Annotated in this window: 16 protein-coding genes; 10 read left to right on the top strand and 6 right to left on the bottom strand. The window is 67.6% G+C overall.

What is annotated here, in order from left to right; all coding sequences use genetic code 11:
* Positions 1–6: 6 nt before the first annotated feature.
* Positions 7–519, bottom strand: coding sequence for an outer membrane protein assembly factor BamE (locus EV674_RS02655; protein ID WP_119012898.1), 513 nt, complete (start codon positions 517–519; stop codon positions 7–9).
* Between the two features lie 43 nt (positions 520–562).
* On the opposite strand from EV674_RS02655, the gene EV674_RS02650 reads away from it, so the two are divergent.
* The 7 genes from EV674_RS02650 to EV674_RS02620 all read left to right on the top strand — a co-directional run bounded on the left by EV674_RS02650 (position 563) and on the right by EV674_RS02620 (position 5242).
* A complete protein-coding gene (locus tag EV674_RS02650; protein ID WP_119012899.1) occupies positions 563–778 on the top strand; it encodes a DUF3460 family protein in 216 nt (71 codons plus the stop codon).
* 60 nt (positions 779–838) lie between these two features.
* Positions 839–1690, top strand: a complete 852-nt coding sequence (locus EV674_RS02645) for a segregation and condensation protein A (RefSeq protein ID WP_132750348.1) — start codon at positions 839–841, stop codon at positions 1688–1690.
* 86 nt (positions 1691–1776) lie between these two features.
* Positions 1777–3375 (top strand): L-aspartate oxidase, encoded by a 1599-nt coding sequence (nadB, locus tag EV674_RS02640; protein WP_119012901.1) that lies wholly within the window; start codon positions 1777–1779, stop codon positions 3373–3375.
* The gene (gene queE, locus EV674_RS02635) at positions 3372–4010 is read left to right on the top strand and encodes a 7-carboxy-7-deazaguanine synthase (RefSeq protein WP_119012902.1); all 639 of its coding nucleotides are present in this window, start codon (positions 3372–3374) and stop codon (positions 4008–4010) included. Before nadB ends, queE begins: the two co-directional genes overlap by 4 nt.
* The gene (locus EV674_RS02630) at positions 4010–4414 is read left to right on the top strand and encodes a 6-pyruvoyl trahydropterin synthase family protein (RefSeq protein WP_241524910.1); all 405 of its coding nucleotides are present in this window, start codon (positions 4010–4012) and stop codon (positions 4412–4414) included. Before queE ends, EV674_RS02630 begins: the two co-directional genes overlap by 1 nt.
* 48 nt (positions 4415–4462) lie before the next feature.
* A complete protein-coding gene (gene panD / locus EV674_RS02625; protein ID WP_119012926.1) occupies positions 4463–4843 on the top strand; it encodes an aspartate 1-decarboxylase in 381 nt (126 codons plus the stop codon).
* A gap of 39 nt (positions 4844–4882) precedes the next feature.
* Positions 4883–5242, top strand: coding sequence for a 5-carboxymethyl-2-hydroxymuconate Delta-isomerase (locus EV674_RS02620; protein ID WP_119012903.1), 360 nt, complete (start codon positions 4883–4885; stop codon positions 5240–5242).
* Between the two features lie 28 nt (positions 5243–5270).
* Here EV674_RS02620 and EV674_RS02615 read toward each other — a convergent pair whose 3' ends face one another.
* The 4 genes from EV674_RS02615 to nadC form a co-directional block, all read right to left on the bottom strand.
* On the bottom strand, positions 5271–8693 hold the full coding sequence (locus tag EV674_RS02615) for a diguanylate cyclase (RefSeq protein ID WP_119012904.1): 3423 nt from the start codon (positions 8691–8693) through the stop codon (positions 5271–5273).
* A 246-nt stretch (positions 8694–8939) separates the two neighbouring features.
* Positions 8940–10931: a chorismate-binding protein gene (locus tag EV674_RS02610; protein WP_119012927.1), complete on the bottom strand. Its 1992-nt coding sequence runs from the start codon at positions 10929–10931 to the stop codon at positions 8940–8942.
* A 208-nt stretch (positions 10932–11139) separates the two neighbouring features.
* Positions 11140–12258, bottom strand: coding sequence for a quinolinate synthase NadA (gene nadA, locus EV674_RS02605; protein ID WP_119012905.1), 1119 nt, complete (start codon positions 12256–12258; stop codon positions 11140–11142).
* Positions 12255–13133, bottom strand: coding sequence for a carboxylating nicotinate-nucleotide diphosphorylase (gene nadC / locus EV674_RS02600; RefSeq protein WP_119012906.1), 879 nt, complete (start codon positions 13131–13133; stop codon positions 12255–12257). The genes nadA and nadC overlap by 4 nt, the downstream gene beginning before the upstream one ends.
* Positions 13134–13270: 137 nt before the next feature.
* On the opposite strand from nadC, the gene panB reads away from it, so the two are divergent.
* From panB to EV674_RS02585, 3 genes are all read left to right on the top strand, one after another.
* The gene (panB, locus tag EV674_RS02595) at positions 13271–14170 is read left to right on the top strand and encodes a 3-methyl-2-oxobutanoate hydroxymethyltransferase (protein WP_119012907.1); all 900 of its coding nucleotides are present in this window, start codon (positions 13271–13273) and stop codon (positions 14168–14170) included.
* A gap of 145 nt (positions 14171–14315) precedes the next feature.
* Positions 14316–15185: a pantoate--beta-alanine ligase gene (gene panC / locus EV674_RS02590; RefSeq protein ID WP_119012908.1), complete on the top strand. Its 870-nt coding sequence runs from the start codon at positions 14316–14318 to the stop codon at positions 15183–15185.
* A 154-nt stretch (positions 15186–15339) separates the two neighbouring features.
* On the top strand, positions 15340–15918 hold the full coding sequence (locus EV674_RS02585) for a pseudouridine synthase (protein WP_206613239.1): 579 nt from the start codon (positions 15340–15342) through the stop codon (positions 15916–15918).
* 2 nt (positions 15919–15920) lie between these two features.
* Here the strand turns inward: EV674_RS02585 and EV674_RS02580 are convergent, their stop codons facing one another.
* The gene (locus EV674_RS02580; RefSeq protein ID WP_119012909.1) at positions 15921–16454 is read right to left on the bottom strand and encodes a cupin domain-containing protein; all 534 of its coding nucleotides are present in this window, start codon (positions 16452–16454) and stop codon (positions 15921–15923) included.
* Positions 16455–16460 lie beyond the last annotated feature (6 nt).

Below are 16460 nucleotides of genomic sequence, written 5' to 3'. Positions count from 1 at the left end.
GAAAGGTTAACGCGGCCCGTTGTGGTCGGGCGAGGCCATGTCGGGGGTGGTTTGGGTGCGCAGCACGCGCAGGCTGCGGTCGGTGACCACGGTGAACAACATGGCGGTGTTGGGCGGCTCCAGAAAGCGCCAGTCGTAATGCGTTTCGCCGCTGAGCGCGTAGGGCGTGACCTTGGCCGGCTTGCCCAGGCGCCGGCGCACCTCATCCATGCCCATACCCGCCTGGATGCGGGCAAAGTTCTCGGGGGTGAGCACTTGGCGCAGGGCGCTCATCTTGCCGTCGGGGCCGATGGTGATCATGTAATTGCGCTGGCCTGCGGGCTGGCGGTTGTACTCCAGCGTGCGGCTGCCGTTGCCCTCGTCCCACACCTGGTCGGGCGGGCCAAAGCGGTCGCGCACGTCCACTTCGGTGGACAGGCCCTCCTCCAGCTCGCTGATGCGCTGCGGGTCGCAACCGGCGGCAGCCAGCAAAACCAGCGCCAAGGCGGCGCTGCTGGCAAGGCGGTTGAAAAAGGGCATGGCACTCCCCGGTAAAATCGAGGCAGAGAGGTTAACCCAGTCCATGTCCATTTTTGCCCGCCCCCACTACATGTCCGACGCGACACAGTTCATCAACCAGCTGAAAACCCAGCGCCCCGAGCTGGACGCCCAGCAAGTGGCAGGCCGCGCCTTGCTGTGGGACAAGCCCGTGGACCACGCCCTGTGGAAAGAATTCGACGCTGCCGAAGTAGCGCAAAAACCCTACGTGTACCAGACCAACCCCATCCCGGGTTTGTGATCAAAACAGCCTCTGGCGCCCACCAGCCGGGCGCTGGCAGCTATCATTTTGAATTCCGCCATGGGCAGCGCCGACACGCAAGCCGCCTTGCCAGCCCCCCCCCACCTGGCCCCCGCCGCCACCGCGCACGATCCGGTGGCTTTGGCGCGCCTGTACGGCGAGCCGCTGTTTGCCCTGCCCACCGACCTCTATATCCCGCCCGATGCGCTCGAAGTCATCCTCGAAGCCTTTGAGGGTCCGCTGGACTTGCTGCTCTACCTGATCCGCAAACAAAACTTCAACATCCTCGACATTCCCATGGCCGCGCTCACGCGCCAGTACCTGGTCTATGTCGATGAAATCCGCAACCGCAACCTGGAGCTGGCTGCCGAGTATTTGCTGATGGCCGCCATGCTCATCGAGATCAAGTCGCGCATGCTGCTGCCGCCCAAAAAGCAGGCGGGCGCCGACGAGGCCGAAGACCCGCGCGCCGAGCTGGTGCGCCGCCTGCTCGAATACGAGCAAATGAAAGGCGCCGCCCGCCAGCTGGCCGAGCTGCCCCTGCACGGGCGCGACTTCTGGTGCGCGCAGGTGGTGGTGGGCGAAGCCGTGCAGCAGCGCCTGCCCGAAGTCTGCGCTGCCGACCTGCAAGCGGCCTGGCGTGACATTCTGAAACGTGCCCGGCTGGTGCAGCACCACAAAATCACGCGCGAAGAACTCTCGGTACGCGAGTACATGGGCCAGGTGCTCAAGGCCCTGCAAGGGCGGCGCTTTGTCGAGTTTGAAGACCTGTTCGACCCCGGCAAAGGCGCCACCGTGCTGGTCGTGACCTTCATTGCCCTGCTGGAGCTGGCCAAGGAAACCCTGGTCGAAATCACCCAGGCCGAAGCCTTCGCGCCCATTTATGTCAGGCTGGCCTATACGCCGGTTTGATGCAACATGCTGCGCCTGCCGCCTTGGCGGGCCACCGATACACGGCCGGTTGCCGCTGCACCCACTGCACCCCACTTGTTCACCCCATGGCCTCACACGACTTTGACGTTCTGATTGTGGGCAGCGGCCTGGCCGGCCTGTCTGCCGCCCTGCACCTGGCACCCACGCACCGCGTGGCCGTCATCACCAAGCGCCAACTGCAAGACGGCTCCAGCAGCTGGGCCCAGGGCGGTATTGCCGCCGTGCTGGCCGACGACGACAGCTTTGAGGCCCACATCCAGGACACCCTGGTGGCGGGCGCGGGCCTGTGCGATCTGGCCACCACGCGCTTTGTGGTCGAAAACGCCCCCGCCTCCATCGCCTGGCTGCGCGCGCTGGGCGTGCCGTTCACGCTGGAGGGCGAACACCTGCACCTCACGCGCGAAGGCGGCCACAGCGCCCGGCGCATCGCCCACGTCACCGACGCCACGGGCGCCGCCGTGCAGCGCACGCTGATCGACGTGGTGCGCGCCACGCCCGGCATCACGCTGTTTGAGCACCACACCCTGATCGACCTGATCACCAGCCAGAAGCTGGGCCTGGCGGGCCAGCGCTGCCTGGGCCTGTACGCCCTGGACGAAGCCACCGACCAGGTGATTACGTTCCGCGCGCCGCAAACCATTCTGGCCACAGGCGGCGCAGGCAAGGTTTACCTCTACACCACCAACCCCGATACAGCCACAGGCGACGGCATTGCCGCCGCCTGGCGCGCGGGCTGCCGCGTGGCCAACCTGGAGTTCATCCAGTTCCACCCCACCGGGCTGTACCACCCGCACGCCAAGTCGTTTTTGATCAGCGAAGCGGTGCGCGGCGAAGGCGGCAAACTGCTGCTGCCCGACGGCACCCGCTTCATGCCCGAGCACGACGAGCGCGCCGAACTGGCCCCGCGCGATGTGGTGGCACGCGCCATCGACTTCGAGATGAAAAAACACGGCCTCGATTGTGTGCACCTCGACATCTCGCACCAAAGCCCGGAATTCCTGAACGAGCACTTTCCCAACATCCTGGCCCACTGCGCCAGTTTGGGCATCGACATCACCAAGGAACCCATTCCCGTGGTGCCCACCGCGCACTTCACCTGCGGCGGCGTGCTCACCGATCTGGCCGGACGCACCGACCTGCCCGGGCTGTTTGCCGTGGGCGAAGTGGCCTACACCGGCCTGCACGGCGCCAACCGGCTGGCCAGCAACTCGCTGCTCGAATGCATCGTCTTTGCCCGCGCCGCCGCCCACGCCATTGCCGAAGCGCCGCGCGTGCAGATTCCGGCGCTGCCGCGCTGGGATGACAGCCGCGTGCAGGATGCCGATGAATCGGTGGTCATCTCGCACAACTGGGACGAGCTGCGCCGTTTCATGTGGGACTACGTGGGCATAGTGCGCACCAACAAACGCCTGGAGCGCGCCGCCCACCGCATTGCCATGTTGCAGGCGGAAATCCAGGAGTTCTACGCCCACTTCCACATCACCCGCGACCTGCTGGAGCTGCGCAACCTGGTGCTGGTGGCCGACCTGATCGTGCGCAGCGCCCAAATGCGCCGCGAAAGCCGGGGCCTGCACTACAGCCGCGACTACCCCGAGCGCGCTGCGCCCGCCGCGCCCACCATCCTGGTGCCCAGCACCCCACCCGTGGGGCCGTGGCGACCATGACCTACAGCGTCAAAGAAATCTTCTACACCCTGCAAGGCGAGGGCGCCCAGGCCGGTCTGCCCGCCGTGTTTTGCCGCTTTGCGGGCTGCAACCTCTGGAGTGGCCGCGAAGCCGACCGCGCCGCTGCCATCTGCCGTTTTTGCGACACCGACTTTGTCGGCACCGACGGCACACTGGGGGGCAAATACCCGGTGGCCGACGCCCTGGCGGCGCAGATCGAGGCCCTGTGGCCTGCGGGCGACAGCACCCACCGCCTGGTGGTGCTGACCGGCGGCGAGCCACTGATGCAGGTCGATGTCCCCCTGATAGCGGCGCTGCATGCGCGGCATTTCCGCATCGCCGTCGAAACCAACGGCACCCTGGCCGCCCCACCCGGGATTGACTGGCTGTGCGTCAGCCCCAAGGCCGGCGCACCCTGGCTACAGCGCCAGGGCCAGGAACTCAAGGTCGTCTGGCCCCAACCCGGACTGGACTTGGCCACGCTGGCACAGGCGGGCACATTCGAACACCGCTTTCTGCAACCCATGGATGGCCCGGCACAGGCACACAACACCGCCTTGTGCATTGCTGCCTGCCTGCAAGACCCGCGCTGGCGCCTGGGCCTGCAAACGCACAAAATCTCTGGCATCCGCTGATGACTGCTACCCCTACCCTTGCCATGACCGTGCCTGCCAGCCCCGTGATGTGCGTCAGCCAACGCTTTTTCTTTGACGCCGCGCACACCCTGCAACGCCAGATTGAAGCCGAAGGCAGCCGCCGCATCCACGGCCACACCTACCACGCTGAAGTCACCTTGCGCGGCCCCCTCGACCCGGCCACGGGCATGGTGATTGACCTGGGCTACCTGCGCTTGCGCCTGCAATCGGTGCGCGAGCAGCTCGATCACCACTTGCTCGACGAGGTGCCTGGCCTGGCCCCGCCCACGCTGGAAAACCTGTGCCTGTTCATTGCCCGCGCCCTGGCCGACATGCAGCCCGCGCCCTGGCGGGTGCGTGTCTGGCGCGAAGCGCTGGGCGACAGCTGCACGCTGGAGTGGTAAACCTGCTCCGCCCTTTTTTTCACATTGACCTTTTTTCGGAAGAAAACCATGTTCCGCACCCTGCTCAAATCCAAAATCCACCGCGTCAAAACCACCCACTGCGAGCTGCACTACGAAGGCTCCTGCGCCATTGACGAAGACCTGCTGGACGCCGCCAACATCTGTGAGAACGAACAAATCCACATCTGGAACATCGACAACGGCGAGCGCTTTGTCACCTACGCCATCAAGGGCCAGCGCGGCAGCGGGATGATTTCGGTCAACGGCTCGGCAGCGCGCCGCGCCTGCGTGGGCGACTTGCTCATCATTGCCAGCTTTGCCCAAGTCCACGAAGACCAGGTCAAGGCCCACGCGCCGCAGCTGGTGTTTGTCGATGACGCCAACCGCCAGACCGAACTGCGCCACCACGTGCCCACCCAGGCGATGTAACGCAGGCTTTTTTCCTACCACCCCGCAAGAGCACAGACCATGCCCCACCTCATCGTTGAATACTCCCGCAACCTCGATGGCTTTCCCGAAGCACGGGCGCTGGAGGAGCTGAACCAGGCCGTCACCAGCAGCCCCGAACTGGCCGACGAGGCCGACCTCAAAAGCCGTTTTGTGCTGGCCGACAGCTTTCAGGTGGGCACCGTGGGCGCGGGCCGCGCCTTCGTCCACGCCCAGCTGCGCCTGCTGGCCGGACGCACCCCCGAGGCCAAGCAAGACCTGTCAGGCCGCATCGCTGACGTGCTGCGCCGCCTCACGCCCCGCCCCCCGGGCGTGATGGTGCAACTGAGCGTGGAGATCGTGGACATGGACAGGCCCTCTTACGTCAAAGAGCGCCTGTAAAACTTCAAGCCAAAACAGCCTCCAGCGCTCACGCAGTGGGCGCTATAAGCTCTTTATTTGATAGCAATAAAAGTGGCGTTTGCGCGGGCACTGCGGCGTCGGCCACCACCACGCGGTTGCGGCCACTGTTTTTGGCCTGGTACAGCGCGGCATCGGCCAGGGCCAGGCTGTGCTCGGCGTCACCGGCCAGCGGGGCCAGCCCGGCACTGAGGGTGACGCAGATGGTGCGGCCATCACCCGAGTCGATGCGGCTGCGCTCCAGCGCCAGGCGCAGGCGCTCGGCCACGGCAGCGGCATCATCGGCGCTGGTGCGCGGCAGCAGCACGGCAAACTCTTCTCCGCCCAGGCGCGCGGGCAAGTCATCCTCGCGCAGGGCCTGGCCGCGCAAAATCTGCGCCAGATGCACCAGCACCTTGTCTCCAGCGGCATGGCCGTAGGTGTCATTGACGCGCTTGAAGTGGTCAAGGTCAAACATGATGACCATGCCCGGTGCGCCCCCCTGGGCCACTACCTGCTCCAGCGCAACGTCAAGCCGCTGCGCAAAGGCGCGCCGGTTGGCCAGCCCCGTCAGGGCATCGGTGGTGGCCAGGCGCTGCAAGGTTTCCTCGCGCCGGCGCCGCTCGGTGATGTCGCGCACGATCCACAGCTGGCCTATGTCCTGGCCCGCCGTGCGCATCTGAATCTGCTCGCACTGGAGCATGCGGCCGTCGGGCAGCGCCAACACCGTGGCACCCGCCCGGGCCGCCTGCCAGTGGCGCAGCACCTCGGGCGCCATGCGCTGCTGCAAGGCCTGGGCCGATAGCCCCACCAGGTCGGCAGCGGGTGCCCCCAGCCCCAGCAGCTGGCAGGCCTGGTTGTTGACCACCACCACGCTGCCTGCCGTGTTTTGCACCAGCACGCCGCCGGGCACATGCTCTATCACCTCCAGCAGGTGGGCGCGTGCCGTGGCCAGCGCCTGTTCTGCGTGGCGGCGCTCGGTAGTATCGACCAGCGTCCAGATCACTTCGCCCTCGGGCTGTTCGGCGTCCAGCAGCGTGCCCCGGATGGCAAACCAGCGCTGCTCACCATGGGCCGAGCGCATGGGGTATTCCATCCAGGACTCGCCCGTGGCGCGCACCTGCGCGTAGTGCTTGCCCGCCTCCACAAAGTCGGTGGGGTTCCAGTAAAAAAAGCGCATGTCGCTGCCAGCCAGAGACTGGCCGTTGCCAGAGAACATGTCGATGGCGCGCTGGTTGGTCAGGCGCACGGTGCGGTCTGCGCCGGTCACGATCAGCAAGGCCCCGGCGTTGTCGAGCAGGGCGCGGCGCAGCTGCGCATCGGCACGGCGCTGGCCGATGTCGGTCAGGGTGCCCATGACGCGTGCGCCATCGCTGCCTTCCAGGGGCGCGGCCTGGCCCCGCAGTTCCACCCAGCGCCAGGTGCCGCAGGCGCAGGCGCAGCGCAGGCGCAGCTCCAGCGCAAAGGGCTCGCCCAGCCCCACCTGGCGCTGCAACAGGCCCAGCGCCTTGTGGCCGTCGTTGGGGTGGATGGACTGGCACCAGTCTGCAAAAACCACGCGGCGGATGGGGCTGGCGTAGCCCAGAATGTCCTGGCAGCGCGCATCAAACTCCATGTGGCCGCTGGCGGTGTTCCACTCCCACAGGCCATCGCCCACGGCAGCGGCGGTCATGCGCAGGCGTTCTTCGCTGCGGCGCAGGGCGTCGTGGGCGGCGTGCTGCTCGGTGATGTCGTGGATGTAGCCGTGCCACAGCGTGCCGCCGTCGGTCTCGCGCTCGGGGTTGGCGTGGCCGGCCAGCCAGTGCACCTGGCCGTCGGCCAGCAGCGTGCGGTATTCGCACACCCAGGGCGTGAGGTGGCGCGCCGACACCACGATGCTGTCGCTGACGCGCTGCCGGTCTTCGGGGTGGATGCGGCCAAACACCTGGCTGCCATCGCGCATGGCCTCCTGCGGCGTCAGGCCATACACATCGCTGATGCCCGAGCTGGCGTAAGGAAAGCTGCTGTGGCCGTCCGCACTCAGGCGGTACTGGTACACGGCGCCCGGCACCTGCGCCACCAGCTTGCCCAGGCGCGCTTGCAACTCGGCCTGCAATGCCTCGCTCTCGCGCCGGGCCGTGACGTCCGAGAAGGTGCCAAAGATGCGCTCGGCCCGCCCGCCCTGGCCGCGCTGGCCCACCTTGCCGCGCACGTCCAGCCAGCGCCACTGGCCGCTGTGGTGGCGCAGGCGCAGCTCGCGCGCAAAGCGGTCGATCTGGCCACGGCGCAGCGGCTCGACCAAGGCATCGATGCCGGGTCGGTCGTCCGGATGCACCAGCGGCAGCAGGCCCTCCAGGCCCTGCTGCACGCCATCGGGAGACAGGCCCAGCAAGTAGGCCAGATGCGAGTCCACGCCCAGGCGTTGGGTGCGCAGGCTCCAGTCCCAGACGCCCAGGGCACCGCCCTCCAGCGCCAGCTGGTAGCGCTGTTCGTTTTCCTGGAGCAGCGCGCGGTCTTGCTGCACGCGCCTCAACAGCAGCGCCATACCCAAGAGCGCCAGCACGATGAGAAAGCTGCCCACGGCGTTGCGCCACAGACTGTCCTGGATGGCACTTTGCGTGGCGGCCAGGGCGCGGGCACGATCCAGCCCCACGGCGACGACCAGCGGGAACTGCTTGAGCCGACTCCAGGCGTAATAGCGATCCACACCCTCAATGGGATCCATCACGCGGTATTCGCCGCGCACCGCCTGCGGCGAGGTCAAAAAACCCCGGTTTTTGGGCACGGACTTGTCCAGCACCTTGTCCAAAAAATGCGAGCGTGCCAGGTAGGTGCCATCGGCGCGCACCAACAGGGCCACGTTGCTGCCCGAGCCAAACAGCTCACGAAACCCACTGGCAATGTATTCAGGCGACATGGACACCACCACCACGCCCGCAAACCGCCCGTCGTGTTCGAGGGGGTAAGAGAACTGGATGCTCCACTGCCCCGACACCCGGCCCAGCACCGGCCGGCTGATGAACAGCCGGGGCTGCCCGCCCTGCGCATGTACGCGGAAATGTTCCCGGTCGGCAATCGACACCGACCGAACGCCGGTGGGCTGGCTGGAGTAGGTCAGGCGCCCCGAAGCATCTGCCACGCCCACCTGGATGATGCTGTTCTGGGGAAACGTTTTCCATGCCGTGCGCTCGGCCAGCAAAAAAGCCCCACCGGGGTCATCGTCGTAGGTGGCAGCGAGATTCTTGGCCAGGTACTCCAGCCCGGACACCAGCGTACTGACCTGCGTGGTCATGTGGGCCGACAACTGCACAGCGCGCTGGCGGGCTTGGCTTTCTGCGTCGGTCAGCCGGTCTGCGTGGTCGCCCAGCAAATGCACCCAATAGATAGCACACACCAACAGCACCAGCAAACCACCCAGCAAGCCTGACTGGTACTGGCGGGCCACCAGGGGCAAAGGGAAGGGGATTTTTGGCATGCGTTCAAAGGCAGTACGTGGCGCTGCCAGTGCGGCAAGCCGTGCAGGCCAGCCCCAGGGAGCACCTGCAAAAAAGTATCAAATTGCCTTTGATTGTCACATTTTGGTGTAAATGGCGCTTGCGCAGCGCCCGCGCGCGCGCCCTCTGAATCAGCGCGCGGCGCACCAGCACCCGCGCATCCATTCATCAAAACGATAGCTGCTTGCGCCCACTGCACGGGCCTTGGCGGCACAAAACAACCTCCATCAATCCACCCATTGCGCATCCAGCCAACCGCGCAGGCTGTTGATGAACGCCCAGGCCTGCACGCGCGGCACGTCATCCACGCGCAGCACCGCCTCGGTCACGCGGCCCTGGCGCAGTGCCACGGCACGGCCCACACCGGGCAGCAGGCCACAGGCCAGCGGCGGCGTGGTCCAGCGGCCATCCAGGAGCGCGGCGATGTTGCCAAAGGTGCATTCGGTGATCTCGCCCGCCTCGTTCCACAGCACGGTGTCGAACACGCCCGGCGCGGTCGGGGCAAAGGCGGCGTAGTGCGCGCGGCGCGTGGTTTTGTAGCGCACGAATTCGCTGTGCGCGGCCTCGAAGGGGCGTGGCGCCAGTTGCAGGCGCACGGGCACCGGGGTGGGCTGCAAGGCAAAGGCTTCGGCACGGGGCTGGCCCTGGGCGGACAGCAGCAGGCGCACGCGCCACAGGCCCTGCGGGTGGGCACGGGCCAGGTCGTGCAGGCATTGCGCCACCGCCTCTGCCGACCAGGGGTAGCCAAAATGCACCGCCGCCGCGTGCAGGCGCACCAGGTGCTCGCCCTGGTGGCGCAGCTGGCCGCCATCCAGCGCCAGGGTTTCAAGCAGGTCAAACGGCGCACTGGCGCGCTCGGCAAAGGCACGCTTGTGGCGCCACTCCTGCCATTCGGCAGCGGCGCTGGCGCCCGAGGTGATGCCGCTGCCAATGCCGCAGGTGGCGGTGGTGCTGCCATCGGGCGTGGCGCGCAGCACCACGGTGCGAATGGGCACGTTGAAGGTGGCCGCCACGCGGCACAGGCCATCGGCCCCGGCCACGCCCGCAGGCCGCACCACGCCGATGGCGCCGCAGTACACGCCGCGCGGCGCTGGCTCCAGCGTCCGGATCATCTGCATGGCGCGCACCTTGGGCGCACCAGTGACCGAGCCACACGGAAACAGCGCGGCAAACACCTCGGTCAGGGTGGTGCCGGGCCGGGTGCGCGCCTGCACGTCGGAGGTCATTTGCCACACGGTGGGCAGGGCCTGGGTGTGGAACAGCACGGGCACCTGCACGCTGTGGGGCTGGGCGATGCGCGAGAGGTCGTTGCGCAGCAAGTCCACGATCATGACGTTCTCGGCGCGCTCTTTGGCGGAGGTGCGCAGGTGCGCGGCCTGGGCAGCATCCTCCTCGGGCGTGGCGCCGCGCGGGGCGGTGCCTTTCATGGGGCGCGCCAGGATGTGGCCACCGCCGGGCGCATCCTGCCAGTCAAAAAACAATTCGGGCGACACCGACAGCACCTGCATGGCGGGCGCAGCGGGCGTGCCTGCACTGCCCCCCGGAGCCGTGGCCGCACTAACGCCAACGCCAACGCCCGTGTCCGTGGCGGCCAGCGCCTGCTGCGCGGCGGCGGTGTCGATGCAGGCGCTATAGCCCCCGGGCTGGGCGCGCTGCAAGGCGGCAAACAGCGCCGCCGCGCTGCCCTGGCGCAACGGGCCGGTGAGCGGCGCGGTGTAGTTGACCTGGTACAGCTCGCCCGCGCCAATGGCCTGCTGGATGTGGGCGATGGCGGCGTCAAAGTCGGCGCGCTCGGGGGCGCCTGTCCAGTCCACCTGGGCGGCAGGCTCGGCGGCGGGCGCAGCGCCCGACACAGGGGCAGCGAAATCGGCAGAAGATGTCGCAGCGGTCGCAGCGGTCGCAGCGGTCGCAGCGGCCAGGGCAGCCGGTGCTCCATCGGGCCAGGGCAAGGGCGCGTCATAGACGGCAAACCAGGCCAGCGGGCCATCGGCAGCGTGGGTGTGCAGGGCGGCATCGAAGGCGGCGGCGGCCTCGTAGGCCACGTAACCTACGCACCACTGGCCGCGCTGGGCGCTGGCGTGTACCGCGTCCAGCACGGCTCGCACCTCGTGCAAGGCGTGGGCCACCAGCACCTGGCGCGGCGCACCAAAAGCGTGGCGCAGGCGGGTGGCAGCGGGGCCTTGCGGCTGGGTGAAATCAAGGAGCGCGGTAGTGGTCAAATCGGCCTCCAGCACTGATGGGGCATGCGCAAACAGCTATCAAAAACAAAGCAAAATCCACAGGGCGCGGCGTGTGGCGCACCCGTCCACGCCCTGGCGCTGGCGCTGGCGCCGTGCGGGGCGCCAGCACACCATTGCCTCTTGAAAGCAAAAACAGGCGCAAACGCCCGCTGTACGGGCGCAAGCAGCTATCAACCCAATAGCAAAACTACGCTGCGCCGATGTGTGGCACCAGGCCGCTGGTGGGTTGGCCATTTTTCAGGGCAGCGGTGAAGGCCAGCATACGGTCAATGGGCAGGCGCGCGCGCGGGATGATGGCGGCGTCCACATCGATGGCGTTGGCGCCGGTTTCCAGCACCTGGGCCACACCGGCCAGGCCGTTCATGGCCATCCAGGGGCAGTGGGCGCAGCTTTTGCAGGTGGCGCTGTTGCCCGCAGTGGGGGCCTCAATAAAGACTTTGCCGGGGTTGAGCGTGCGCAGCTTGTGCATCATGCCGTTGTCGGTGGCCACGATGAATTCCGTGGCGTCCAGCGTCTGCGCGGCCTTGAGGATGGCGCTGGTGGAGCCCACGGCGTCGGCCAGCGCGACCACGTCGGCGGGCGACTCAGGGTGTACCAGCACCTTGGCGTGGGGGTGCTCTTTTTTCAGGGCCTCCAGCTCAAAGGCCTTGAACTCGTCATGGACGATGCAGGCGCCGTTCCAGAACACCATGTCAGCGCCGGTTTCGCGGCGGATGTAGTCGCCCAGGTGGCGGTCGGGCGCCCACAGGATTTTGTGGCCCTGGTCTTTCAGTGCGCGCACGATGTCCAGCGCGCAGCTGGACGTGACCAGCCAGTCGGCGCGCGCCTTCACAGCGGCGCTGGTGTTGGCGTACACCACCACGGTGCGGTCGGGGTGCGCGTCGCAAAACGCTGAAAACTCGTCAATCGGGCAGCCCAAGTCCAGCGAACAGGTCGCATCCAGGTCGGGCATGAGCACGGTTTTTTCGGGCGACAAGATTTTGGCCGTCTCGCCCATGAAGCGCACGCCGCTTACCACCAGCGTTTGCGCGGCGTGGTCGCGGCCAAAGCGGGCCATCTCCAGCGAGTCGCTGACGATGCCGCCGGTTTCTTCGGCCAGGTCCTGCAAATCGGGGTGGACGTAGTAGTGCGACACCATCACCGCGTTCTTTTCCTTGAGCAGGCGGCGGATTTTGTCTTTCAAGGCCGCGCGCTCGGCAGGCGATGGCTCGGCGGGCACGCGCGCCCAGGCGTGTTTGGTGGTGCAGACGGCACCGCCTGCGGGCTGCTCGTAATCGACTTCTTTGAGGGTGATGGTGGTGGTCATGGCAGCTCCTGCAAACGCATCGAAAAATCGGTGGCTTTGACGTCTTTGGTCAAGGTGCCGATGGAAATGCGGTCCACGCCGGTTTCTGCAAGGGCGCGCAGGCCGTCGAGCGTGACGCCGCCGGAGATTTCCAGAATCGCACCGCCGCCCGCATGCGCCGCGTTGGTGCGCACGGCCTCGCGCAGCGTGGTCAGCGGCATGTTGTCCAGCAGCACCATCTTGGCGCCCGCATCCAGCGCCTCTTGCAACTGCTCCAGCGTCTCGACTTCAATCTCGATGAACTGGGCGCGTGCGGCCACCTTCTCGGCAGCGCGCAGCACCGCCGTGATGCCACCGGCAGCGGCGATGTGGTTTTCCTTGATGAGCACAGCGTCGTGCAGGCCGATGCGGTGGTTGGTGCCGCCGCCCACACGCACGGCGTATTTTTCTGCCAGGCGCAGGCCAGGCAGGGTTTTGCGTGTGTCCACGATATGCGCCTTGGTACCAGCCACGGCCTGCACGTAAGTGGCGGTTTTGGTGGCCACGGCACTGAGCAGCTGCAAGAAGTTCAGCGCGGTGCGCTCGGCGCTGAGCAGGGCGCGGGCGTTGCCCTCGAACTCCAGCACGACGGTGTCGGCAGCGCAACGCTGGCCCTCGGCCACATGCCAGGTCAGTTGCACGGTGGGGTCAAGCGCGCGCAGGGCGGCCTCGGCCCAAGGGGTGCCGCACAGCACGGCGGCTTCGCGCACCAGGATGCGGCCCCGGGCGCGGCGCGCGGGGTCAATCAGGCCAGCGGTCAGGTCGCCGCTGCCCACGTCTTCCTGCAAGGCGCGGGCCACGTCGAGGAGCACCTGGGCGTGCAGGGATTGGCGGGTTTCATCGTCGAGGTATGTCATGGGCGGCAAGCATAGCGGCTTGACGCCCATGCCACAGGCGGTCTGCCAGGGAACCCGAACGCTCCCACGGGTTGGGCCGGGCCACAGGCAGGCAGGCCCTACACTCGCCCCTCCCCAGGACTTACCGAGACCCAGCCATGAACCCCACTGCTGCGCCTGCCGCCCTGTCGGCCACCCACGCCACGCCCTACGGCACCTTGCCGCCCGCCTCGCCCCTGCCCCAGCGCCGCCCGGTGAGCCTGCCGCGCCTGCAACAAATGCGCGAGGCCGGAGAAAAAATCACCATGCTCACCGCCTACGACGCCACCTTTGCCGCCGTGGCCGATGCCGCCGGGGTGGAGTGCCTGCTGGTGGGCGACTCGCTGGGCATGGTCTGCCAGGGGCTGCCCAGCACCGTGGGTGTGTCGCTCGACACCATGGTTTATCACACCGAAAGCGTGGCGCGCGGCCTGCACCGGGTGCAGGGCACGGCCTGGGTGGTGGCCGACCTGCCCTTTGGCAGCTACCACGAGTCCAAAGAACAAGCACTGCGCAGCGCCTGTGCATTGATGCAGGCGGGTGCGCACATGGTCAAGCTCGAAGGCGGCGGCTGGACAGCGGAGACGGTGCGGTTTCTGGTCGATCGCGGCGTGCCCGTGTGCGCCCACCTGGGCCTGACGCCGCAAACCGTCCACGCCCTGGGTGGCTACCGCGTGCAGGGCAAAACCGACCAGGCCGCGCAAACCCTGCGCCGCCAGGCGCGCGAGCTGCAAGACGCCGGCGCCACCATGCTGGTGCTGGAGATGGTGCCCGCGCAGCTGTCGCACGAGCTCACGCACGAGCTGGCGCACTGCCACACCATCGGCATCGGTGCGGGCAACGGCACCGCCGGGCAAGTGCTGGTGCTGCACGACATGCTGGGCATGAACCTGGGCAAGATGGCCAAATTTGTCCGCAACTTCATGCAGGACGCGGGCAGCGTGCGCGGCGCCATGGAAGCCTATGTGCAGGCCGTCAAGGCGGGCACCTTCCCGGACAACGCGCTGCACGCCTGGTAAGGCGCGCTGGCACGGCCACTGGCGCTGCGCTGACCCAGCCACACGGCAAGGCACCGCACCACGCCTGGAATTTGGTATGTTTTTGGCTTCCAGCCCTTACAGAGTGCGCGCGAGCAGCTATTGTTTTTGATTCAACCTTTCGGCTATGCACATCGTTCACACCATCCCCGATTTGCGCGCGGCCCTGGCCGCCTACCAGCACCCTGCCTTCGTGCCCACCATGGGCAACCTGCACGAAGGCCACCTGGCCCTGGTGCGCCAGGTCCAGCCGCTGGGCGACGCCACGGTGGCCAGCATCTTCGTCAACCGCCTGCAATTTCTGCCGCACGAAGACTTTGACAGCTACCCGCGCACTTGGGAGGCCGACTGCGCGCAGCTGCGCGCCGCCGGTTGCACGGTGCTGTTTGCCCCGCGCGAGCCCGATCTGTACCCCGAGCCGCAAACCTTCAAGGTCCAGCCCGACCCGCTGCTGGCCGACATCCTCGAAGGGCAATTTCGCCCCGGCTTCTTCACCGGCGTGTGTACCGTGGTGATGAAGCTGCTGAGCGCCGTATTTGCAGGCAAAGCCAACGGCACCGCCCTGTTCGGGCAAAAGGATTACCAGCAGCTGATGGTGCTGCGCCGCATGGTGCAGCAGTTTGCGCTGCCCATCACCGTGGTGGCCGGCGCCACGCAGCGCGCCGCCGATGGCCTGGCGCTGAGCTCGCGCAACGGCTACCTCAGCGAGGCCGAGCGCGCCCAGGCCGTGCAGCTCTCGCAAGCCCTGCGCACCCTGGCCGATCAGGCCCTGGCCGCTGCGCAGGCCCTGCCCACCGCGTGGCCCGCATCCCTGCCCGCCCTGGAGCAGCAGGCCCAGCAGACCCTGGCCGCGCGCGGCTGGCAGTGCGACTACCTCACCGTGCGCCGCCGCAGCGATTTGCAGCCCCCGCAGGCCAGCGACAGCGCAGGCAGCCTGGTGGTGCTGGGCGCCGCCCGCTTGGGGCGCACGCGGCTGATCGACAACCTTGAAACCTGATCGCCCAGGCCGCCCGCGCCCCGTGCTGCGGCCCGACCGGCCTGCTGACACGGGCGCCAGCCGTACCAGCGCCAGCGCCAGCGCCCGCCCCGCCAGCAGCAACCGCAGCCCAGCCAGCCGCAGCGCAAGCGCACGCCCAGCGCCCGGCGCACCTGTGCGCCGCGTGGCCAAGGCCGCGCCCGCTGCGCCGCGCCTGTTGCTGCTGAACAAGCCGTTTGACGTGCTGACCCAGTTCAGCGGCGGCGAGGGCCGCGCCACATTGAAAGACTTTGTTGATGTGCCCGGCGTGTATCCCGCAGGCCGCCTCGACCGCGACAGCGAAGGCCTGCTGCTGCTGACCAACGATGGCGCCCTGCAAGCGCGCATTGCCGACCCGCGCCACAAGCTGGCCAAAACCTACTGGGTGCAGGTGGAAGGCATGCCCACCGAGGCGCAACTGGCGCAACTGCGCGCAGGCGTACTGCTCAATGACGGGCCAACCCTGCCCGCCCAGGCACGGCTGCTGGAGCCCGCCCCCACGCTGTGGCCACGCAACCCGCCCGTGCGGTTTCGGCAAAGCATCCCGACCGCCTGGCTGGAGCTGGTGATCCGCGAAGGCCGCAACCGCCAGGTGCGGCGCATGACCGCCGCCGTGGGCCTGCCCACGCTGCGCCTGGTGCGCGTACAAATCGGCCCATGGGCGCTGGACGACCTGGCGCCCGGGCAGTGGCGCGAGGCCAGCGTGCCCACCTAGCCTTACTGCGCCGGAAACCCGGGCTCGCGGATGGTGATCGTGGGCTTGCCCGGCGGCAGGATGAAGGTGTCGATCAGCTCCACATCTTCAGTGCCCAGGTTGGCAGCGGCCATCAGCATGTTGGGCGGCATGTAATAGCACGTGCCCGCAGGCCACTTCTTGGGCGCGTGCCCTTCCATGAAGCCGGTGATCTCGCCCGACAGCACGCAGGTGTGGCCGCCGTACTCGTGTACATGGATACCCACCCGGGTCCCCGCCTTGCGCGTGCCTTTTTCAACGACGATGCGCTGGCCATTGACATCGATGGTGTCGAGCATGGTGGTGCTATTGACCAGCCGCGCCAACCGCCCCGGTGGCCGCTCGCCGTTGAGCGTGGTCACATCCAGCGCGGCGCTGGCGCTGGCGGCTGCGGGGTGAGCATGGTGTGCATGGTGTGCATGCTGGCGGTGGGCAGCACAACCGCCCAGCGCCGCAGCACTGACAAGCACCAGGGCCGCAGCAGCGGTGCGGGAACGAAGCAATGGGGTGGTCAACATGCGATC

Source organism: Simplicispira metamorpha (assembly GCF_004341365.1).
Lineage (GTDB): Bacteria > Pseudomonadota > Gammaproteobacteria > Burkholderiales > Burkholderiaceae_C > Simplicispira > Simplicispira metamorpha.
Note: the sequence above shows the minus strand (reverse complement) of the source record. Positions and strands in the feature narration are given on the sequence as shown.